General features: G+C 44.9%; 16 protein-coding genes. 5 read left to right on the forward strand and 11 right to left on the reverse strand.

Annotated elements, in window-relative coordinates; translation table 11 throughout:
* Positions 1–40: 40 nt before the first annotated feature.
* Genes porW through uvrC form a run of 3 tightly spaced genes read left to right on the forward strand, consistent with a single transcriptional unit; the run spans position 41 to position 6,723 of the window.
* The gene (gene porW, locus RIF36_RS06490) at positions 41–2,611 is read left to right on the forward strand and encodes a type IX secretion system periplasmic lipoprotein PorW/SprE (protein WP_350149323.1); all 2,571 of its coding nucleotides are present in this window, start codon (positions 41–43) and stop codon (positions 2,609–2,611) included.
* On the forward strand, positions 2,611–4,887 hold the full coding sequence (locus tag RIF36_RS06495) for a penicillin-binding protein 1A (RefSeq protein WP_350126503.1): 2,277 nt from the start codon (positions 2,611–2,613) through the stop codon (positions 4,885–4,887). Before porW ends, RIF36_RS06495 begins: the two co-directional genes overlap by 1 nt.
* Before the next feature lie 3 nt (positions 4,888–4,890).
* On the forward strand, positions 4,891–6,723 hold the full coding sequence (gene uvrC / locus RIF36_RS06500; protein WP_350126506.1) for an excinuclease ABC subunit UvrC: 1,833 nt from the start codon (positions 4,891–4,893) through the stop codon (positions 6,721–6,723).
* Positions 6,724–6,750: 27 nt separating this feature from the next.
* On the opposite strand, the gene porN is transcribed toward uvrC, so the two are convergent.
* From porN to RIF36_RS06540, 8 genes are all read right to left on the reverse strand, one after another.
* Complete coding sequence (gene porN, locus RIF36_RS06505) at positions 6,751–7,638, reverse strand: type IX secretion system ring subunit PorN/GldN (protein ID WP_350078600.1); 888 nt, start codon at positions 7,636–7,638, stop codon at positions 6,751–6,753.
* Between the two features lie 11 nt (positions 7,639–7,649).
* Entirely contained in the window at positions 7,650–9,233 is a 1,584-nt protein-coding gene (gene porM, locus RIF36_RS06510) for a type IX secretion system motor protein PorM/GldM (RefSeq protein WP_350126509.1), read from the reverse strand.
* 32 nt (positions 9,234–9,265) lie between these two features.
* Positions 9,266–10,072 carry a type IX secretion system motor protein PorL/GldL gene (porL, locus tag RIF36_RS06515; protein WP_226940634.1) on the reverse strand — a complete coding sequence of 269 codons (807 nt, stop codon included), beginning with the start codon at positions 10,070–10,072 and terminating at the stop codon, positions 9,266–9,268.
* 43 nt (positions 10,073–10,115) lie between these two features.
* Positions 10,116–11,156 (reverse strand): T9SS ring complex lipoprotein PorK/GldK, encoded by a 1,041-nt coding sequence (porK, locus tag RIF36_RS06520; protein ID WP_152001661.1) that lies wholly within the window; start codon positions 11,154–11,156, stop codon positions 10,116–10,118.
* A 191-nt stretch (positions 11,157–11,347) separates the two neighbouring features.
* Positions 11,348–12,304 carry a PorP/SprF family type IX secretion system membrane protein gene (locus RIF36_RS06525; RefSeq protein ID WP_350126511.1) on the reverse strand — a complete coding sequence of 319 codons (957 nt, stop codon included), beginning with the start codon at positions 12,302–12,304 and terminating at the stop codon, positions 11,348–11,350.
* Between the two features lie 93 nt (positions 12,305–12,397).
* Positions 12,398–13,174, reverse strand: coding sequence for a uroporphyrinogen-III synthase (locus RIF36_RS06530; protein WP_152001659.1), 777 nt, complete (start codon positions 13,172–13,174; stop codon positions 12,398–12,400).
* A gap of 42 nt (positions 13,175–13,216) precedes the next feature.
* A complete protein-coding gene (locus tag RIF36_RS06535; protein WP_350126514.1) occupies positions 13,217–14,335 on the reverse strand; it encodes a DUF4271 domain-containing protein in 1,119 nt (372 codons plus the stop codon).
* Positions 14,336–14,424: 89 nt separating this feature from the next.
* Positions 14,425–16,122 carry a BamA/TamA family outer membrane protein gene (locus tag RIF36_RS06540; RefSeq protein WP_350126517.1) on the reverse strand — a complete coding sequence of 566 codons (1,698 nt, stop codon included), beginning with the start codon at positions 16,120–16,122 and terminating at the stop codon, positions 14,425–14,427.
* A gap of 36 nt (positions 16,123–16,158) precedes the next feature.
* Between RIF36_RS06540 and hemW the strand changes: the two genes are divergently transcribed.
* Positions 16,159–17,283: a radical SAM family heme chaperone HemW gene (gene hemW, locus RIF36_RS06545; protein ID WP_350078611.1), complete on the forward strand. Its 1,125-nt coding sequence runs from the start codon at positions 16,159–16,161 to the stop codon at positions 17,281–17,283.
* Between the two features lie 42 nt (positions 17,284–17,325).
* On the forward strand, positions 17,326–17,691 hold the full coding sequence (locus RIF36_RS06550) for a hypothetical protein (RefSeq protein WP_152001655.1): 366 nt from the start codon (positions 17,326–17,328) through the stop codon (positions 17,689–17,691).
* 1 nt (position 17,692) lies between these two features.
* Here the strand turns inward: RIF36_RS06550 and RIF36_RS06555 are convergent, their stop codons facing one another.
* The 3 genes from RIF36_RS06555 to RIF36_RS06565 form a co-directional block, all read right to left on the reverse strand.
* Entirely contained in the window at positions 17,693–18,421 is a 729-nt protein-coding gene (locus RIF36_RS06555) for a LytR/AlgR family response regulator transcription factor (RefSeq protein ID WP_350086907.1), read from the reverse strand.
* A 21-nt stretch (positions 18,422–18,442) separates the two neighbouring features.
* Complete coding sequence (locus tag RIF36_RS06560) at positions 18,443–19,471, reverse strand: sensor histidine kinase (RefSeq protein WP_350126520.1); 1,029 nt, start codon at positions 19,469–19,471, stop codon at positions 18,443–18,445.
* A 93-nt stretch (positions 19,472–19,564) separates the two neighbouring features.
* Positions 19,565–20,914, reverse strand: coding sequence for an NAD(P)/FAD-dependent oxidoreductase (locus RIF36_RS06565; RefSeq protein ID WP_350126523.1), 1,350 nt, complete (start codon positions 20,912–20,914; stop codon positions 19,565–19,567).
* Between the last annotated feature and the right edge of the window lie 283 nt (positions 20,915–21,197).

The following is a 21,197-nucleotide window of genomic DNA, read 5'->3' on the forward strand; positions in this document are numbered from 1 at the left end:
TTGAGACATTTTTGAGCGTTAGCAATTCAAATCGATTCAGTTGGCCCAACGTATTTTAACATACCATTTCCTCAGTTTTCTTCTTTTCTCCTATTTCCTCATTGGCTGCAAAGGAAGCAAAATAACTCCGGTGGGCGACGTGTATCATAATACGACTGCTCACTACAATGCCTATTTCTACGCCAGAGAACGAATCCTCGAAGTTGAACAAAATCTACTTAATTACGGCGAAAGAAATTACAACAGGATTTTACCTATCTATCCTCTCATGGATTCGTCTTTTTCCAAGGCTAACGAGGAGCTGATAGAGGATGTTGTCAAGAAGGCTTCCATCGCTATTCAACGGCATGAAAACAGTAAGTGGGTTGATGACAGCTACATCACAGTGGGTAAGGCACGGCTTTTTAGTCTCGATTTTCCGAATGCTGTAGAAACGTTCAAGTATGTGAATGTGAAGAGCAAAGACAAGGACACACGCCACCTGGCGCTGGTTTGGCTTTTTCGCACATTTGTTGACGCCGGGGAGTACAACAACGCCACCGCTGTGATCGACTACCTGCAAAGAGAAAAACTCAGTAAGGATAACAAAAGACTATTCGCTCTTTTTAAGGCCCGTTATTATCAGTTGACCGACGACCTCGACAACATGGTGAAAAACCTGGTCGAAGCGGTTCCTCTCGAAACCAATCACGACGAGAGGGCAAAAATCTATTTCATTATCGGTCAGGTGTATCAGCAATTGACATTTGATGCACTGGCTTATGAAAACTATCAGTCCTGCCTACAGAACAACCCTCCCTATGAGCTGTCCTTTTATGCCAAGCTCAACATGGCGTCGGTTACCCAGCTCACCAATTCGGATGACCTCAAAACTGTGAGAAGGTATTTTCGGAAGCTCTTGAAGGACGAGAAAAACATTGACTTCAAAGACAAGATCTACTACGAGCTTGCCAACTTTGAGCTAAAGCAGGGAAATTATGATGAAGCCATTGAAAACTACAACAACTCCATCAAGTCAAGTACGTCTAACCCTCGCCAGAAGGGCTACTCGTACCTTCAGCTAGCCGAAGTGTACTACAAGCATTTCAAAAAATACAAGACCGCTCAAAGCTACTACGACAGCACCCTGAGTGTGCTACCAAAAGATGAACCCAACTACGAAGCGCTGAGTCAACGGCTCGAAATCCTTACCGCTTTTGTTGAGCAGGTGACGATCATTGAAACCCAGGACAGCCTGCTAACGCTTGCAAAAATGCCTAAAGATGAGCTCGACAAGTACCTCGATGATTACATCGCTGCCAAGGCCAAGGAAGCAGAAGACAAAGAGAAAGCCATTGCTGAGAGTAAGAAAGGACGACGTGGAAACCAAGCCGTTAACTTCCAAACACAGGGTAGGGAAATTAATGTGCAACAGCAGGGCACTTGGTATTTTTACAGCGCTTCGGCCGTCAGCCAGGGCAGGCAGGAATTTGCAAGAGTATGGGGCAACAGGCCCCTGGCCGACAACTGGAGGAGATCAGTGAAGCAGGGAGAGATTGCAGCAACAGTAAGGGATGCCGAGGCACCAAAACAAACAGCGCAGGCCAATCCTGACGAAGCGATTGCGTCCATTTCCAAGGAAGATTTAGTAAAAACACTTCCATTGACTGACGAGGCGCAAAATGAAGCACTTGCGAAAGTGGAGGAAGCCCATTTCCAGCTCGGCAACATCTACAACTTCCAGTTATTGGAAAAGGATAATGCCGGCATCACGTTCAACACCCTCATTGTAAGGTTTCCGGATTCAGAGCATGCCCCAGAAGCACTGTATGAACTGTATCTTATCTACAAAGAGCTCGACAGTGCTATTTACTCTGATTATGAAAGACAGCTAATCAGCCGTTTTCCAGAATCCATTTTTGCCAAACTTATTGTAAATCCACGGTACCGGGAAGAGAGCTCCTTAGCGTCAGCCAAGCTCCAGAAGATGTACGCAGAGGCATATAGCTATTATCAGCGGGGAGAGTACAAAAAAGCCAGAGAAATTACGTCTGAGGGGCTTTTGGCTTACGATGACAACGATTTTACGGACAACATGAAGCTACTGGACGTGATGCTGATTGCAAAGCTGGACGACGTGTACAGATACCAGTTTGAGCTGAACAACTTTATCACCACCTACTCCGAGAGCGAGCTAATTCCTTATGCGAAAACACTCGTGAAAGCTTACGATGACTTCCAGCTAAACCTGGTCAATAGCGCAAAGGCAAAATTCAAACAAGAGTTCGATCAACTCCACTTCTTCGTTATTATTTATCCGCCTGACGGAAAACTGCCTGACGAACTCCCTGGGAAAGTTGACACTTATATCAAAACCAATCTGCAAATTCAGGGACTAACACTCGGTAATTTGATTCTTGACGCCAGAAGATCGATGATTTTAGTTAACTCGTTTCCCGGTAAAAAAGAGGCGGCTGAGTTTTATCAAAATTTCAATAGCAACAATAGCCTGTTTAACGAATATGGCACCATAAAATTTTATAATTTCGTAATCACTAGAGAAAACTTCAACGTTTTCTATCAAACCAAAGACCTGGAAGCTTACTTAACCTTCTTTAACAATAACTATTAATGAAGAGCAATAAAATCAAATGGCTATTGATCACTCTCTGGGTGGTTTTCATTTGCACAATGGTTGGTGTTCCTGTGTTCTTTAACATGATTGGAAACAATTCCTTTGGTCTTTTCGGTGAACTCCCCGGCCTTCAAAGCCTTGAAAACCCTGAAGAAGAAACTGCCTCGCAGCTATTTTCAGCCGACAATGTGCTGCTTGGCAAATACTTTAGAGAAAACAGAACTCCGGTAACTTACGATGAGCTTTCCAGAGAACTTACAGAAACGCTTCTTGTAACTGAAGATCTCAGATTCAGTAAGCACTCCGGCATCGACTTGCGGGCACTCGTAAGAGCGGTCGTTGGAAAACTCACTTTCAGCTTTGCGGGCGGCGGCAGCACCATAACGATGCAGCTAGCAGAGAACCTTTATAAAACTGAGCAAGAGAACAAAGGGAAGTTGCACAACGTGCCCGGTCTTGGGCAAATCATCACCAAGTTCAAAGAATGGATCATTGCAGTGCAGTTGGAAAAAAACTACACGAAAGAAGAAATCCTGGCGATGTACCTTAACACCGTTCCTTTTGGCAGCAACGCCTTCGGAATTAAAGCGGCCGCCAAAACATTTTTCAACAAAGAACCGAAGCAAATCACCTACCACGAGGCTGCCCTCCTCGTTGGCCTGGTCAATGCGCCAACGAGGTACAGCCCGATCCTCAATCCAGAAACCTCCATGCGCAAAAGGAATGAGGTGCTATACAACCTCCGCAAGTACAACCGAATCGATCAGGTAGCCTACGATTCTCTCAGAGTGAAAGATTTTGACTTACAATACAAGGTTGATGGGCACAATGAGGGCCTCGCTACCTACTTCAGAACAGTCATCAGAAACTTCCTGATGGACTGGACCACGCAGCACGGCTATGACCTTTTCGAGGATGGTCTCAAGATTTATACAACTATCGACAGCCGCATGCAAGCCTACGCTGAGGAGTCGATGAGGGAGCACATGGACACCCTTCAGTCGGTCTTTGTAAAACACCTGGAAGGAAGAAGCCCCTGGATCAATGAAGATGGAACAGAAATGGAAAACTTCATTGAAACGACTATGCAAAGAACCAGTTACTACAAAAGCCTCGTGAAAGAATACGGCAAAAATGCTGACTCTGTCGATATATTGCTCAACCTGAAAAGGCCAATGAGAGTGTTTAGCTGGAATGGTGAAATTGATACCCTTATGTCGGCCTATGACTCGCTGAAGTACTATAAGCACTTTCTTCAAGCTGGTTTCATGGCCATGGATCCGCATTCAGGTCACATAAAAGCATGGGTTGGCGGAATTGATCACAAGTATTTTCAGTTTGACCACGTGATGCAGGGAAAAAGGCAACCTGGTTCGACTATCAAGCCCTTTGTTTATTCAGCTGTCATAGATAATGGCTATTCCCCTTGCTATGAAGTTGCCGATGCGCCCATCACCTTTTCCTTCCCGGGGCAGGATCCACCCACCTGGACACCCAGCAACGCCGTGGGAAACCCTACCGGAAATATGATGACCATCAGAAGTGCCCTGGCACAAAGTGTCAATACCATTACCGCCTACTGGATGAAAAAACTTGGGCCGCAGACCGTCGTCGACTATGCGCATCGCATCGGCATTCAAAGCGAATTGGCAGCTGTTCCTGCATTGTGCCTGGGAGCCGGAGGCGAAGTTTCAGTTTATGAAATGGTGGGTGCCTACTCCACTTTCGTGAACCAGGGGGTATGGACAGAACCCATCTTTATTACCCGTATTGAAGATGAGAACGGTAGAGTGCTACAAGACTTTGTTCCGCAAACACGGGAGGCCCTTAGTGAGGAAACTGCCTACACCATGCTCTACATGTTGAGAGGAGCCACGGAAGAACCTCATGGAAGCGGCGGTGGGCTCTCAAGGGAAATTAAAGCCAACAACCAGGTAGGGGCAAAAACAGGCACTACGCAAAACGCCTCCGATGGCTGGTTTATGGGAGTGACCAAGGACCTGGTGGCCGGTGGCTGGGTTGGTGGAGATGACAGGAGCATTCACTTTCGCAACTGGGCTATGGGGCAAGGTGCCAGAACAGCCATGCCAATCTGGAATAAATTTATGCTAAAGGTGTACGCCGACCCCGATCTTGGAATCGAAAAGGGGGCCTTTCCAAAACCTGTTAACGGCCTTTCAGTGGAGCTTGACTGTTCAAAACATGATCTCACGCAAGAGGCCGATTCCCTGGGGCTTGATATTGAAAAGGTATCAGAAGACGACATCTTTTAAGGCATGCCATCCAGTGAAATTTCGCTGACTTCTTACAAGACGGAAGATGTTCTATTGCTTCCGCATAACCCCGGTGTTTACAGGTTCAAGAACAAACACGGCAAGCTCATTTATGTAGGTAAAGCGAAAGACCTGAAAAAACGGGTAGCTAGCTATTTCAACCGATCCAATCAGCTTAGTCGCAAAACCATCAAGATGGTCAGTGAGGTTGCCGAAATAGAATTCACTATCGTCAATTCTGAGTTCGATGCGCTACTTCTTGAAAATAACCTGATTAAGGAAAATCAGCCAAAATACAATATCCTGCTCAAGGACGACAAAACCTTCCCTTACATCGTCATCCTAAAAGAGCAATTTCCGAGGATTATCTCTACCAGAAAAGTAGACAGGTCCAAGGGCGAGTATTTCGGCCCCTACACCAGTGTGAAGGCCATGAAGAATGTGCTACAGCTCCTTCGTCAGCTTTACAAAATAAGAACCTGTAATTTCGACCTCTCTCCTCAAAACATAAGAAAAAAGAAATTCAAAGTCTGCCTTGAATACCATTTAGGGAACTGCCTGGGACCCTGCGAGGGGCTACAGGATCACAATGACTACCTGGAAGAAATCAATCAATCAAAAGAGGCCCTGAAAGGCAATCTATCTGTTGTGAGAAACTACTTCAAAGAGCGAATGCAAACCGCTGCAGACCAGCTAGCGTTTGAAGAAGCCCAGAAGTTTAAGAACAAATTAGATCTGCTCGAAAAATTCCAGTCAAAGTCATTGATTGTCAGCAACAAGATTACCAATACAGATGTATTTACGTTGGTCTCAGATGAGTCCTCAGCGTTTGTCAACTACATGAGGGTGGACGGTGGCATTATCAATATTTCCGACACGCTGGAGATAAAAAGAAAGCTGGACGAAACCGATGAGGAAATACTACAATTGCTAATGGTAAGCCTCCGCAGCAAGTACGAGAGCAGCAACAAGGAAATCCTCACCAACAAACAGGTCAGTCTTTACGACGAGTCATTAAGCATAACGCAACCTGCAATAGGGGACAAAAAGAAACTGGTTGACCTGTCTGTAAAAAATGCCCTTTTCTTCAAAAAGGAACGCTTCAATCAAAAGCTCCAAAGCCAAACCAAGGAGAACCGGGTTCTCCTTCAAATGAAGGAGGATTTAAAGCTGACGCAAACACCTATGAGAATAGAGTGTTTCGACAACTCCAACATTCAGGGTACACACCCGGTGGCCTCTATGGTCTGCTTTATCAATGGCAAGGCGGCCAAAAAGGAATACCGTCATTTCAACATTAAAACCGTGGAAGGTCCCGACGACTTTGGATCCATGCGTGAAATTGTCTACCGAAGGTACAAGAGAGTTATTGACGAAGATCTTCCTCTCGCCAACCTGATCATCATCGACGGCGGCAAAGGGCAACTAAGCGCTGCTGTCAGCTCTCTTAAAGAACTGGGTATCTATGGCAAGGTTCCCATCATCGGCATAGCCAAAAAACTGGAAGAGCTCTATTACCCGGAAGACTCAATTCCAATCCACCTGGCAAAAAAATCAGAGTCTCTCAAAATCATCCAGCAACTACGTGATGAGGCCCATAGGTTTGCCATCACGTTCCACAGAGCCAAGAGATCCAAAACTCAAACCAAATCTGCTCTCGACGACATTGACGGTATCGGAGAAAAAACAAGAAGCCTTCTATTGAGTGAGTTGAAGTCAGTAGAGAAAATTAAGCGGGCTTCTATTACTGAGCTCTCAAACCTAATCGGCCAAAAAAAGGCATTGCTCGTTAAGGATCACTTTACGTCAACAGACACAAACAAAAAAGGGGCCTGAAGCCCCTTTTTTATATACCGAAAGTAATTAATACTCCCACAATTCATTTTCGAAATCTACTAGCTCATACTCCAGTCTCTGGGAAGCAAGAACTCCCTCTTTTTGCGACTTTGAATACACATCGATAATCCGCTGATCCTGAGGGTTCGAATATTTCACCAGCGTAGCACTAAAGAGCCTTAGCAAAAAAGCATCTGACATCTTTCTATGCTCTGCCATGTTCTGAGCGTTGTACCAGACAGCTTCGTCAGGCATGGTTGCAAACAAATCCACTATATCCTTGTATCTAAACGAAGCAATTGGCTTCTCATACAAAGCAGGGTTCTTATCAGCAGGCAAAAACATGCTTATAGACTGAATATCATGGTACATTCTTGAGCGGTTCCTGTCGAAATACCAATCCTCACGCAATTCAAAAATGGAGAAATCACGTGGACTGAATTCCAAGGCAGCTGGAGCCGCAGCAGCTGCGCCACCACCAGCGGGAGCTGCACCACCTCCACCCCAGTCACTGGCACCCCAGTCACTAGCGCCGGAATCGGCTCCGAAGCCCATCGCTTTTTCCTCCTCAGTCAACCCACCACCCTCTTCTGGCATCTTCAGATTTTCCAGGAACATTTCCTTTCCCATCCTATTCGTAAGGGAATCATTCATATAGGGAAATAGCAACCCTGCCTTTACGGCCTTTATCAAAAGAGTTGGCAATTCGCCGTTAATAGCGTAGAAAGGCTGGTTTTGCTTTTCACGCAAATCCATTCTCCACCACAACTCCTTCTTGAACATGATCTGAGATTCATGTACCGGAAATTCCGAGTTTGGGTTATACCCCGGTTTTGCCTCCTGTGCCTGCAATTCTCCCATAGAGAGGACTGCGATAAACAGAACAAAACCAATTACATAAACAAACTTTTTCATACCTGTATAATTTATTGTATTCGAACTGTAAGAATCCTGGGGCCATAGTTGTTAAAGTCCTCTGTGGCGCCTTTGAAATTCATACGTTGTACTTGTTTAATGTCAATCACTATTGCATCGCCGCTCCTTGCCTGCCCAGCTATATCAGCCAGGTTGATGTCTGGCCCCTGGAATCGACGAACCACAACGGCTCTCGCACCTCTTACTAATGCAATTTCCGAGTCGGTAACTCTGAATCTGGCATCGTTCGGAAGCAAAGAAGCAAATGACTCATCAGGCTCCGCTCTCAATTGAAGCGCTCTCGGCGGTTGAGCCACGCCCATTTTCATGTCAACCGCTCTGCCACGGTCATACACAACTATTTCAGGCTTGGGTATTCTCTTTACAGTGAACGTTTCGGTTCCAATCAAGTTCCCGCCACTCGACACTGCTATATCTACTTTTGCTGCCTGAGGAACAACTGTAACAAAGCCCTTCTTTGAAGGATCTTTTGTAGCAGTACCACCTGTTACATTAAATGAAGGATCATAGGCTTCTCCCATTGCGGGCACCTGAATATTCAGTTCGTTACCGCAATTCAAGTACAAAGCTGACAATGAAGCAGACTGCACCTGTATTACTGGCTTTGAAACGAAGTACTTAACAGTATTTACGAAAGTCGTATCCTTTCCTCTTGAGTTTACTGTGATAGCAGCTTCAAACGACTTCTCAGCACGTCCGTTCACATAGTTTCCAGGTGTAGCAGTAAATTCTACCTGACCCATTCCACCCACTACCGGAATCTCTCTCCCATCAATTGTCATTGTTGGGTTAGCAGACGAGGATGATGCCGCAATAAATAATTCAGCCCGGAACTTAGTCCCGGCAGCCACAATATTGGACTCTGGCCGAACCATCGCAACAATCTGATCAAACTTAAGATCCGCTGCACCGACTTGTCTTGCAAGTGTCTCAAGTGCCCTTGCCTCAGAGTCAATCAATTCCATTTGAAGTTGACTAAGTGTGGCAAGTGCGCCTACCATTGGGGTGTTAGATCCAAAGTTCAACTCAGCAAAACCCTTGGTATTCTGATTGGGATCGTTAGCGAATACCGGCACGTCTTTGGCATCCAAAGCAATGTCCTTGAATGAATCATCACCAGTAGTTTGACGAAGGTATTCAGAGAATTTATTCAATTTCTCTTTCAACACATCTCCTTCACCCGCATTAATGAATAGGGCCGGGGCAGCATCAATATCCTTTTGGCCAACAAGCTGACCATGCTCGTCTTTGTTTCCGGTAATTTCGATGAGTCGATTCTTATATGCCTCAACTTCCTGAACCGTTTTCTCGGTCTCTTCCCGAAGTGCCTTGGCTTTCTCGAGCACCGCCACGTCGTCAGCTCTTTCGCCTGATTCTGTGACAGCAGCTTCTATCCTGCCGATTGTGCTTACATTCCCCGCAACCTTCTCTACGACAGTCGCCTCAAGGCTCATATTAATCAGAACAAATTTCTCCAGTACACTATTACTTACCTGCAGTGCCAGAAGCGCAGTCAGTACCAGGTACATCATACCGATCATCTTATCTCTCGGCGATTGTTTCCCTCCAGCCATAGTTTTACTTTTTGGTGGTTAGTAGAAATAAATTAACCCTTCATGGCAGTAAGCATGTTGCCATAAACTTTGTTCAGTTGCGTAATATTCGTTGTAAGTTTAGACAATTCGCCTTTGAACTGCTCTGTGTCCTTACCGGCCTGCGCAATGCTTTCCATGGCAGTACCTATGTTTGAATAAAACTTCTGCATCGCCTTCAGGTGAGTATTAGCATCCTGAAGTTCCATCTCATACACTGCATTCAGTGCACTAAGGTTCTTAGTCACGCTTTGAACCTGAGAATGATATTCCTTAGCATCTTTTGAAGCGTTGGCCATCTCTGTCATAGCTGTAGCTGTAGTAGCATAGGCTTTGTTCATATCTGTCAACGACTTAGAAGCGGCTTTCACATTGTTTGCGTACTCGTTGGTCGCAACTGATGCTTCCCCTAATGCAGCCATCTTATTAGACGTGTCTGCAAGACCTCTCATGCCTTTACCCAAACTATCCAATAACTCGGGGCCAATCTTAGCTTCTGCCAAAATTTTATCCATTTTCTGGCTTGTTCCGTCACCCACAGCAACAGCTGCTGGTCTGGGTCTTGCCGGGCCACCGTCGAAGTCGTCAGCCAACTCTGGATAAACTTTTGACCAGTCTACCTCCTTGTGCTTCGGTTCGAATGCACTAAGAAAGAAAATAATTGCTTCTGTGGTAAGTCCAATACCCAACATCTCACTTGCACCGGGAAGGTGAAGGATTTTGAACATGGCGCCGACAATTACGACAGCAGCGCCAATACCATAAACTTTGGGCATTATTGTTGAAAAGAGAAGCTCCTGAAATCCGCCTTTTTTGCTCATCTGTTTAAAAATTTAAGTTCTTAGAATGGGTTTAGGTTAGTGTTTAGAATTCACTGCCAGCTGACCTTCCGAGGTAAGTCATCGCACAACGGAAGCCTATACTTGCTCTGGAAGTGTCCTTATATTCAAATGTTCTTGTACCTGTCTCAAGATAGTAGGCGATGTCTTTCCACGATCCTCCTCTTATTACTTTTCTAGGTTCATTGTCATCGTTATAAGTTGGGTTCAGATCCCACACTAACGGAACTGAAGCCTCATCAAATGCATCCTCGCACCACTCGGCTACGTTGCCTGACATGTCGTAAAGACCGAAATCATTGGCAAAAAACGTTGCTACGGGCGCTGTGTAAGCGAATCCATCATCGAAATAGTTACCTCTGCCTGGCTTAAAGTTGGCTAACAAACATCCTTTCGTATTTCTAATGTATGGGTTACCCCACGGATACTTAGCCATATCTCTGCCACCTCTTGAGGCATATTCCCACTCAGCTTCAGAAGGGAGCCTGAAGTTAGGCATCCTGAATAAGCCCTGGTCTGCCCGATAGGAATTTAGATGCTCTGTTCTCCAGTCGCAAAATGCTTGCGCAGATTCCCAATCGACTCCTACCACAGGATAGTTATCAAAGGCTGGGTGAGACCAATAGTACACCATCATAGGGTCGCCCATATGGTGTGTGTAATCTCTTACCCAAACAGCAGTATCGGGATAGATATCTTCCAGCGTAATACCCTCTGGCATGTCTACTTCTGATCCCTCAGACATTGCTACAACAAACTGACGATACTCATTATTGGTAATCTCAGTATCGTCCATGTAAAAACCACCGATTGTGATTTGCTTGTTGAAGTTGATCTGCGTAGCAGCCACATCTTCATCCGCCTGGCCCATGTGAAAAGTACCCGGAGGTACTGACACCATTCCAAATGGTATCGTCATCTCCCAACCTTCCCGGTCAGGAACACCCACAAGCTCTCCTCTGTCGTCATACCCACCACCGCCAAGGCCAAGTAGCCCACACGATTGTGAAACGACAGCAAAAATAATCAGAAGAGCTAAGTTTTTTACAACACTCTTTTTATTCATAACACCTAGTTTATAAAAAATCCTGCAACTATAAAACAACACAAAGTTTACAAATATTATCATTAAGGTCTTTTATACCAATTTTTTTAGAGTCGGTTAACGCAATTTTAACAAAAAAAAGAATAATTCCGTTAATTACCCCTGTTTTGTTTCACAAATAATCCACTTCGGGCAGTAAAAAGCTTCCGCTATCAGAACCTAAACCTCGGTGTGCGGATGATTTTCTTTCCGCCGCCGCCTGTGAGCCCACCTAATTTGTATCTGACAAAAACTTCGTGAGAGGTCGACTGTTTTGCCTCTCTGCTTTCAATTACATAGTCAAAAGAATAACCGACTTTCAAGATGCCGTCTTTGAGGAAGTTATACCCCAGAAGTACAATCATAGCTTCAGACTCCCTGAAGCCCAAGCCTCCCCAAAGTTTATTTTGGTAGGTAGCAATGGCGCTTGCATCAAAAGTAAATGTTTTGAAGGTAGACCTGACAAGAACGCTTGGACTCACTTCCAGATTGTAAGTGGGGTTAAAGGAGTACCCGGCCATCAGGTTAACTGATCTTTCAAGCCTGTTTTCTATTTGTGCGATTCCAAAATCAAAAGAAGGCGACAAAATATGGTTGATGCCTACTCCAAGATAAAAATCGGTGTTGGAATACATGGCTCCGAAGCTAAGGTCTGGCCTAAGCTGAGACTCTCGACCTCCCTTGTTAAGTGGGTCATTCGGATCAACAAATCTCCACTGATCAAAGTCTATGGTTTGCATGACCAATGAAGGTCGAAGACCTATGCTGACCCTTCCCCGATTAAAGTTTTTGTAGTACGCTCCCAGAAACTGCAGATGCACGTTGGTCAACGGCCCCAGCTGATCGTGAATGGCTGTTACGCCAACTGCGCCGGGCACGGTTGCCAGCGGCATACCGAAGTTAAACTGCTGTGTGGTAGGAGCACCGCCGGATCCGTCGAAAGAAGTTGCGTAACCGGCCCACTGCGTTCGGTGCAGGGCAGACACATAGCCACTTTTCTCCTGCGTCAGCCAGGCTGGGTTGTAAAGGGCCTGGTTGAACATGTAGTGGCTAAAATGAGCATCTTGTTGTGCGGAAGCCGTGTAACCAGCACCCGCCAGAAGAATAATAAAAAACAATTTGTTTCTCATGCAGCTTATTCGTTGCCGTTAAGGTAGTTAAACTAGCGTAAAAGCTAAAGTACTTTCTACAACAACCTGAAAGCCTGCCAACCTTAGCTGAAGCTACGCTAATCCGTTTGCCATTTTAATATAGAGCTCAATGGCGCCGGTCATAGAAGGGGCATTGGGAAGAGGCGCTTCAATGTCGAGCACCAGGTTCGCATCTCTGGCAGCTTTTGCTGTCGTAGGACCAAACACTGCAATTCGTGTATCGTTTTGCTTAAAATCCTTAAAGTTGACAAACAGTGAGTTGATCCCCGATGGGCTAAAGAAGGCCAATATGTCGTAGTAAACATCCTCAAGATCGGAGAGGTCGCTTGCCACAGTTTTGTATATGATAGCCTCAGAAAACTTGTAACCATTTTCCTCAAGAAAAACGGGGATGTCTTCCTTCCTTATGTCGGAACATGGGAAAAGGTATTTTTCGTTTTTGTGCTTTTTAATAATCTCTATCAGGTCAGTTGCTGTTCGAAGACCTGTAAAGATTTTTCTCTTCCTGATGACGATGTATTTCTGAAGATAGTTTGCTGTTTGTTCTGAAATACAAAAATATTTCATGTCAGCTGGAATCTCAATCTTGCTTTCAGCAGCGAGTCTGAAAAAGTGATCCACCGCATTTCGGCTGGTAAATATCACGGCTGTGTGCGCCAAAATATCCACTTTCTGCTGCCTGAACTCTTTAATATTGGTTGGCTCAATTTTTATAAATGGCCTGAAGTCAACCTTAATATTATATTGCTCTGCAAGTTTGAAGTATGGGGAATTTGGGTCAGAAGGTTTTGGCTGAGAAACTAAGATACTTGATACCTTTTTAAGCCTACTCTTATCTTCCAAGATCATATCTGCGCTATTTCCTGTTTTGAGTGACTGCTACACTTTGGATCAAAAAAACATCCATTTGATCAAAAGAATGGCTGGTAATATTTCGGTGGCGCAAAGATATGAAAATAAATGAAGTTTTTGATAGCGGGTTTCAAAAGCTAATTTATAAAACATTAAAAGCATGACGGAAATTAGGAAGGCAATAGCAAAACCGGCCATATTACTAATAAGCCACTGCGATGCTGTTCCGAAAAGATAGAAAAAGAGCACATAGACGAAAAGTGCGATACTAAGCAGTATGAAAATGGTGCGGAGGTATTCAAAAACCTGTAGGTAGATGGCTCCCCTCATTTGGAAGACCTCTCCAAAAATTTGGATGAGGAACCTCTTCGACAATAGGAATGCCAATATAAGCAATGCATAAACAGCCCATTCGCTGATATAGTTTGATAGCGTTGGGGCACTGAGGACCTCCGGCGACAGGTAAGACTGGCCGATAGTCAAAAAGAATGCGGCCAGCATACTAACCAGAATGTGTATAGTGATGGAAGGGGTAGAAAGAAGCCGGAAGCCGCTTACCATTTCATCCCTTACCCTGAAGCTTAGCACCCGGTTGAGGTCGATAAAAGATCGGAAAATACGGGAGAATTGAAGGCGGAAGAACCCCGTGGTGACGAAGAAAGCTATTGTGAACAAAAGTATAAAGTGCTCTCTTTTGTCAACCGAGCGCTTGACCGGAACAATTACTTTGTCACTGGTAACACCGCTTGCTCCATGAGCAATAGCTGTTATGTCAGACGAAGAGAGCAAACCCGTTTGTTTATGCAGCACAACAAAAACAGAATCCTTAGCAAACTTGCTTCGCCATTCGGCCAAATCAAGCTGAAAGCAGTCTTCCTGTGTTTCGCCAAGTGTAAGCTGACTATCCACCCAAACGGCAGTGCCAATCGGAGCACATATTCTCAAAAAATGGAGGTAATCTCCGTTTAGCTGGATATAAAATCCGACAAGTGCCGGATCGGGTGAGGTCACCTTGAAAGAAGGCTCAAAACTATTAGATTCAGTGCTGTAAAACCACCTTTCCTCCTGAATTCGCCGGGTAGCACCGCCGTCCTGTGCAGTGGCTTCGCACAAAACAAAAAAAGAGAAAAGAAGTAGCAGATAGCGGTAGTTACTCATGGGCGAACATATCGGCACAAAAATGATAGCTTAAATTGTATAAGCAAAACACTTCGGTTTTTTAACTGAAACTTGCCGCACCGCACTTGCTAAAACCGATTGACAAAGCCGAAATGAACTTTGGGCTGAGTTATGTCCATCGGCTGCCCTTTGGTGCCCCCCACAGCCAGCATCAGCCTGAAAATTCCGTTGTTGACTTTCAGAGCCATGCCCCCGCCTACCCCAGCTGCATACACCCAGTTACCCGCTCCTCCATCGACAATCCCCTGGTCGGCAAATGTGACGAAATAGCTCTCCTCCTGAAACAAAAACCTGAGCTCCGCCACTCCCACGCCATAGTGCTGGCTATAAAATTGATTTTCGTTGAAGCCCCGAAGCCTTCTCAAACCACCAAACCTGAAGAGGTCATTCCTGAAAACCTGATCGTTGAGAATGACGCCCACATACACCTGCTGGGCGAAAACAATAGCCTTCGTCGGCTTCAAATAATTTTCGAAGTAACCTTCCATGGTCGTTTGGATTGATTTGAGCTTGATGTCATTGTATAGTTCAGGATCAACTATACTGTTTCTAACAATCTCTTTTTGGCCAATACCCACTCTTAAGCCGGAGGACATGCCCTTTGAAGGCAGAAGTATGTCATCAAGACAGGTGTATGTCATACCCACCTGGTACTGGTTCAAGCGGCTATCGGCATCGACCAATTTCTCGGTACTACTTATTCGATTGGCTGATAACAGGCTGTTTTGTCTGAAGTCTAGCCCAAACCCAAACTTCAGGAAATAGCCAATTGGGAGCTTAAAGCCAGCCTGGGCCGATCTGGTGACAAAAGAGGAATCTTGTTTGAGCTGCTGAAAACCACCATGAAAATCGAGCGGCGAGCCAAGCAGCACGGGATGATCGTAGGCCACGTCCAGCTTTTGAGAAGCCACATTGAAGTTCTGCCAGTTTAAATACACATGTTTGCCAGTTCCAAACAGGTTATGCAAGTCGGTTTCAACCTGACCAGTTAACAGCAGCTTGCCCGTTTCGGAATTTTGATCGGGTAAAAACCCGATGACTCCATCAATTTGGTTGACATGCAATTCGTCGAGAGCAAGACTAACTCTCGCCTTACCAGCATAAAACTCCACCTGGGGGCTTGACGTGGTTCTTAAATATCCGCTGTTGTTAATTCTTGAAGCGATGCCCTGAAAGGCCCTCTCCGAGTAAGGGGTGCCCTCAGCTATGAAAAGGTACTTTTGAAGGAAGTTGGTCTTTGTTCTGCCCTTCTGAATCACGACAAGTGAATCAAAAACAATCTGCGGCCCCTTTTCAACATCAAGCGTGGCGCTAAGGGTGTCATACGAAAATGTAGCCTCTTTAAAGTAAAGCCTGGCAAATGGATAGCCATTGTTGAGGTAAGACTCAAGGTCTTTGTTGAATGTTGCGTTGCTTTGAAGGTTGCTCCAGGAGGAATATTGTTTGCCGTCGCTGGCATTTCGGAGAGACAGGTATTGCTTTTTACCTGCTGACAGGAATCCATTGACAGAATCATGGCTCCAGTGCATATCATGAAAATCAGCGAAGATGTATCCGTCGAGCCTGAGCTTCGAGGTGATTTGGTTGAGAGTTGAAATTACGTGAAGAGAATCGTTAAATTTTCTGTTGTCCAATGCGCCTAGGGCACTACTTGCCACCGTGTCAGAAGGCTCAATGTTTATTACGTAAGCCTGCGACATCGCTTCGATGGTGCAGAAAAGAGTTATTGTCCACCATGCCAAAAGGTAGCTTGCGAGTCTCCCCAATGTTTTGCTTAGTTTTGCTGTATAAAGTAAACGCTCTTGGCCGGAATTTACATTCATATTCCTTTTTGTTCGCAGGCATGTCACTATTGCGATTTTCATTTCAGCACGTCGCTGAAGTTAAAAAGTGACCTCATTGCATCAATCTGCCATGAAATTACACTTCAAAAAGGGTATTTAAATAATGAGGCCATAGAAACCGTCTATTTAGGTGGTGGAACACCGTCGCTGCTTGATGAGGGCGACTTGCAGCAGGTTTTTGGCGCATTGAAAGAAAGCTTTGAGTGGACGAAGGTGGCGGAAGTGACGCTGGAAGCTAATCCGGAGGATTTGACAACAGCTAAGCTTGACACCTTCAAGAAACTTGGGGTCAACAGGCTGAGTATCGGAATTCAATCGTTTTGGGATGAACACCTGAGATTTATGAACCGGTCGCACAGCAGTGGCCAGGCGTTGAAATGTGTGGAGCTTGCACAAAAGGCCGGTTTCGAAAACATCAGTATTGACCTGATTTATGGTGTGCCTTTTAAAGATCACTCGGTATGGCAAAACGATTTGCAAAAGGCTATTGAGCTGAATGTGCCTCATATGTCGGCGTACTGCCTGACCATTGAAGAAAAAACCGCTTTCGGTAAATGGCAAAAGACAGGCAAGCTGGCTCCGATAGACGATCATTTTTCTGCCGAGCAGTTTGAAACGCTGGTTTCAGTGTTGGAAGGGGCTGGCTATGAACAATACGAGATCTCTAATTTTGCGAAACCCGGGAGGTACTCGAAACATAACACTGCCTATTGGCAACAAAAACCCTATCTGGGCATTGGTCCAAGTGCCCACTCCTACAATAGCTCAACCAGACAATACAATATTGTCAACAATGCTTTGTATATCAAGGCCATTAGCGATAGTAAAATTCCATATACAGTGGAGGTGCTTGAAGCCAGTCAGGCCTTCAACGAGTACCTGCTGACCACTCTTCGCACCATGTGGGGCACCAGCCTTGAGCTGGCCGACACAAAGTTCGGGGTTAACCTTTTGAAGGAAAAAGAGAAGGAGCTTTCTCTTCTTCGTAAGGAAGAGTTATTATTTACAACCGATAGTACACTATATTTAACAAAAAAAGGCAAACTTTTTGCAGATGAAATCACTTCTCAACTTATGCTGTAACTACCGAAGACAGCAGGCTGATTGTTGGACACGTTAAGAACAATGGAAAAAGAAGAGAAAAAGGCCTTTATGCTTCTTAAATCGCTTATCTTCCACTACCATGGATTAGATGAAGATGAGCAAAACATGCTGAACGACTCAGCGGAATCACTCGATGCGTTTGACGAGTTGCAATGGGCCAATACTTTTATTGCTGAGGACTATCTTTCTGCCTTTGACCGCTCCAGGGAATACCTGAACAAGGTAATAAGCAAGCTTGAGAAAGAGAAAAGAATAAAATACCTCCTTTCCGTGTGGCAGGACAATGACAAAAAAGGCTACCTCACTGAAATGGAGGCAACCGCTATGTTAAACCTTGCCAAGGACTGGCACATCGAAAAGGAGATTATCAATATTGTGAAGCAGTAGCTTACAAAGACATCATGTCTTTGAACTTGGCAGCCTGCCTTCTGCTTACCTCCACCTTCTCACCACCTTTTAGCTGCACCATTAGGCCACCATTGAACCAGGGCTCTATGGATTCCACCCAATCAAGGTTGACGATGTGCTTGCGGCTTGCCCTGAAGAAAGTTCTGTCATCCAATCGTTCATCAAGAGCGTTGAGCGACTTATGAATCATGGGTTTGAAGTTGTCGAAATAGACCTTTATATAGTTGCCATCCGATTCAAACAACCTGATGTTTGAAAGTCTGACAAACCAACATTTGTCGCCATCCTTTACAAATACCTGATCGCTAGCGCCAAGCTTTTTCTGAGGCATGCCTGACAAATCTTCCTCGTCCTGTGCTACTCCTTCGTTGAATAGTTTCTTGACGGTTTCGTTTAATCTTTCCGGCTGTATTGGCTTTAGCAGGTAATCGAGCGCATTATACTGAAACGCCTTGATGGCAAATTCATCATACGCCGTTGTGAATATAACTTTTGGCACTCTTTCAAGGCTCTCAAGAAGTTCAAACCCAGTTTTGCCCGGCATTTGGATATCCAGGAAAATCAGGTCTGGCTGCATGGTGTTGATTTTTTCAAACGCATCATCAGCATTGACGGCTTCTCCTATCAGTTCAATGTCTTTGTGTACGCTTAGCAAAGTTGTTAGCTCTTTCCGTGCCAACCTCTCGTCGTCGATTATCAGTGCTCTCATGTCTAGATCTATTATCAGTAATTAAATTGTTTCGGGAAATTTTAGTTCAGTCAACACCATGTTTGTGCCTTCGTTGGCAATTTTAAATGAGGCACCACTACCATATATAAGCTTCAACCGGCGCTTGGTGTTTTGAAGTCCAAACCCTCCGTTGGGACTCACCACACCGTTCTTGTACGAACCACTGTTTCTGATCTGCACCATCAGTGTATTATTTTTGACTTCTGTGGTCACCCTTATATGCCCGCCATGTTTTAGGTTGGACACGCCATGCTTGATTCCGTTCTCAACCAGGGTTTGAATCATCATAGGCGGCACCATGTAAAGGTAAGAATCGGGATGGATTTGAAATTCTGTCTTAAGTCTTTCCTCAAATCGGATGGTTTCCAGGGCAAGATAATCCTTTACCGTTTGGAGCTCGTCCTGAAAGGGGATAAGCTTCTTTTTGTCGAGAATCAGGGAATACCTAAGTATGTTCGAAAGCTGCGTAATGGCTATTTTGGATTTCGACGGGTTTTCATCGACCAGCGCCCTTATGCTGTTGAGCGCATTGAAAATGAAGTGCGGATTTAGCTGCGACTTCAGGTTGTTAAGCTCAATTTCGTTGATGGTCGCCTCAAACTGAAGAGACTTGTTGTATCTCTCAAAATAATGAAAGGTAAAATAAATCAATGCCCATATAAAAGTGAGCGTCCAGGAGATGAGAACGTTCGCACTCATTGTCTCAAAGCTCAAATCGCTTTTCATCAAAGTGCCCAGACTATACTGAAGGGCCAACAGAAAGAAGTAGTCGATGATACCCACCAGAAAGGTGGAAAATATCACCTTAGGAATGAGAATTGGCCATGAATTACCAAGCCAATTTCTTTTAATAACCAATAACCTTAAGAAGTGTGTGATGAGAATATAGAAAGCCGTCGAAATGATTTGCCCCGTAATGTCGGACAGCGTCAACGTTTTCGCAGTCGACAGCAGGAACAAATTGCTGAAGCCGTAAATCGACCACCCACCAATCTGACAAATCCAATATATCCGCCTCTTATTGATCATCTTATGGGCGAAATATAAATAAAATCCACACTTGGTCTAATACATTCCGGTTAAGTGGAGTGTTTCTCAATTTCAAACCGTTAGTGAGCTCTTTCAACGGGAGGTAACTTCCTCCCTCTCGGGTTCTTTTTCTTGCCTGGCAGGTTTCTTCACGTAAGGCCTTATAATAAGCCTCGTGCTTCGGTCAAAAGTGAAATAATTCCATATCCAGTTGCTAAGCACGATCCATTTGTTGCGGAAGCCAATAATGGACAGCAGGTGAATGAACATCCAAACCCACCAGGCAATGAAACCCTTCATTCTTATGTTACCAGGTAAATCGACAACGGCTTTATTCCTTCCAATGGTGGCCATGCTGCCTTTATCAAGGTACTCGAATTTCTTCATTTCCTTTCCCTTGTCCAGGTTGACGAGGTTCTTCGCCAACAGGGTTCCCTGCTGAATGGCAACAGGTGCAAGCATGGGCAGGCCATTAGGGTATGCTTCAGTCGGAAAATATGCCACATCCCCGATAGCATACACATTGTCGGTACCAAACACCTTGCAGTACTCATCTACTTTGATGCGGCTCTTGAAAACAGAGGCATCTGCCACGCCAGGCAAAACGTTTCCTTTTACACCGGCCGCCCAAATCAGCGTACTAGCCGGAATGCTCATGCCATCATCCAGAATGACAGTTTTCCCATCGTACGATTTCAGCTTCTTGTCGACCAACACCTGCACATCGAATCGCTTAAGGTAATTGAAAGCGTTTTCGCCCGCCTCATGGCTCATGCCATTGAGCAGTCTTGGCAAGCCTTCCACCAGATAGATCATCATCTTTTTGAAGTTGATCTCAGGGTAGTCTTTCGGCAGCACATGTAATTTCAATTCTCCAAGTGCCCCTGCCAACTCAACTCCCGTTGGGCCGCCCCCTACGATCACAAAGTTCATCAGGCTTTGCTTTTCCTCAGTGTCAGATTGAAGCACTGCCTTTTCAAATGACTGCAAAAGCTGGCTTCTCAGGTTGAGAGCATGTGGTATCTGCTTAAGGGGAAAAACATTTCTCTCCAGCTCACTATTGCCAAAATAGTTAGTGAGCGACCCATTGGCGATGACGAGGTAATCATAGGTCAGTTCTCCGATCTCCGTAATTATACAATTCCTAGATGTGTCGACTGACTCAACCGTGGCCATTCGAAAGTAGAAGTCTTTGAAATTCTTTAGTCGCTTTCTCAAAGGCCCGGCAATAGAGTCAGGCTCAAGGCCCGCCGTAGCCACCTGATAAAGGAGAGGTTGAAAAGTATGGTAGTTGTGTCGGTCAAAAAGAACTACCTGAAAGTTTTTTTTCCTCAAACCTTTCGCTATTTTTAAGCCTCCGAATCCTCCACCAATGATTACTACTCTTTTTCTGGAGGTCTGAGGGATCATGATATCGCCCGATTTTTTCATTTGGTCTGACATAATAGGAGATAAAGTTACATTGATTGGATTCTTATAATTGTTCTATTTTTTTGGTAAATTATACCAGAATTATGTTCTGCTTTTTTCCAGTATAAGCAATTATTATTTTGATATTGCTGCTGCCTTAGCTCATAAAAGATTCCCCTCTTCCGCCCCTCTTCATAGCTAATTTGGCAAGGTTCATCAGCTCATAAATTGTACTTTTTGAATAAAACTAGTGTGAACCTGTGTCATTTTCTGGAGTTCGCTCACTTTTCTTACCTCAGAACGCACCTCTTCATTA

The organism is Imperialibacter sp. (genome assembly GCF_040222815.1).
GTDB lineage: Bacteria > Bacteroidota > Bacteroidia > Cytophagales > Cyclobacteriaceae > Imperialibacter.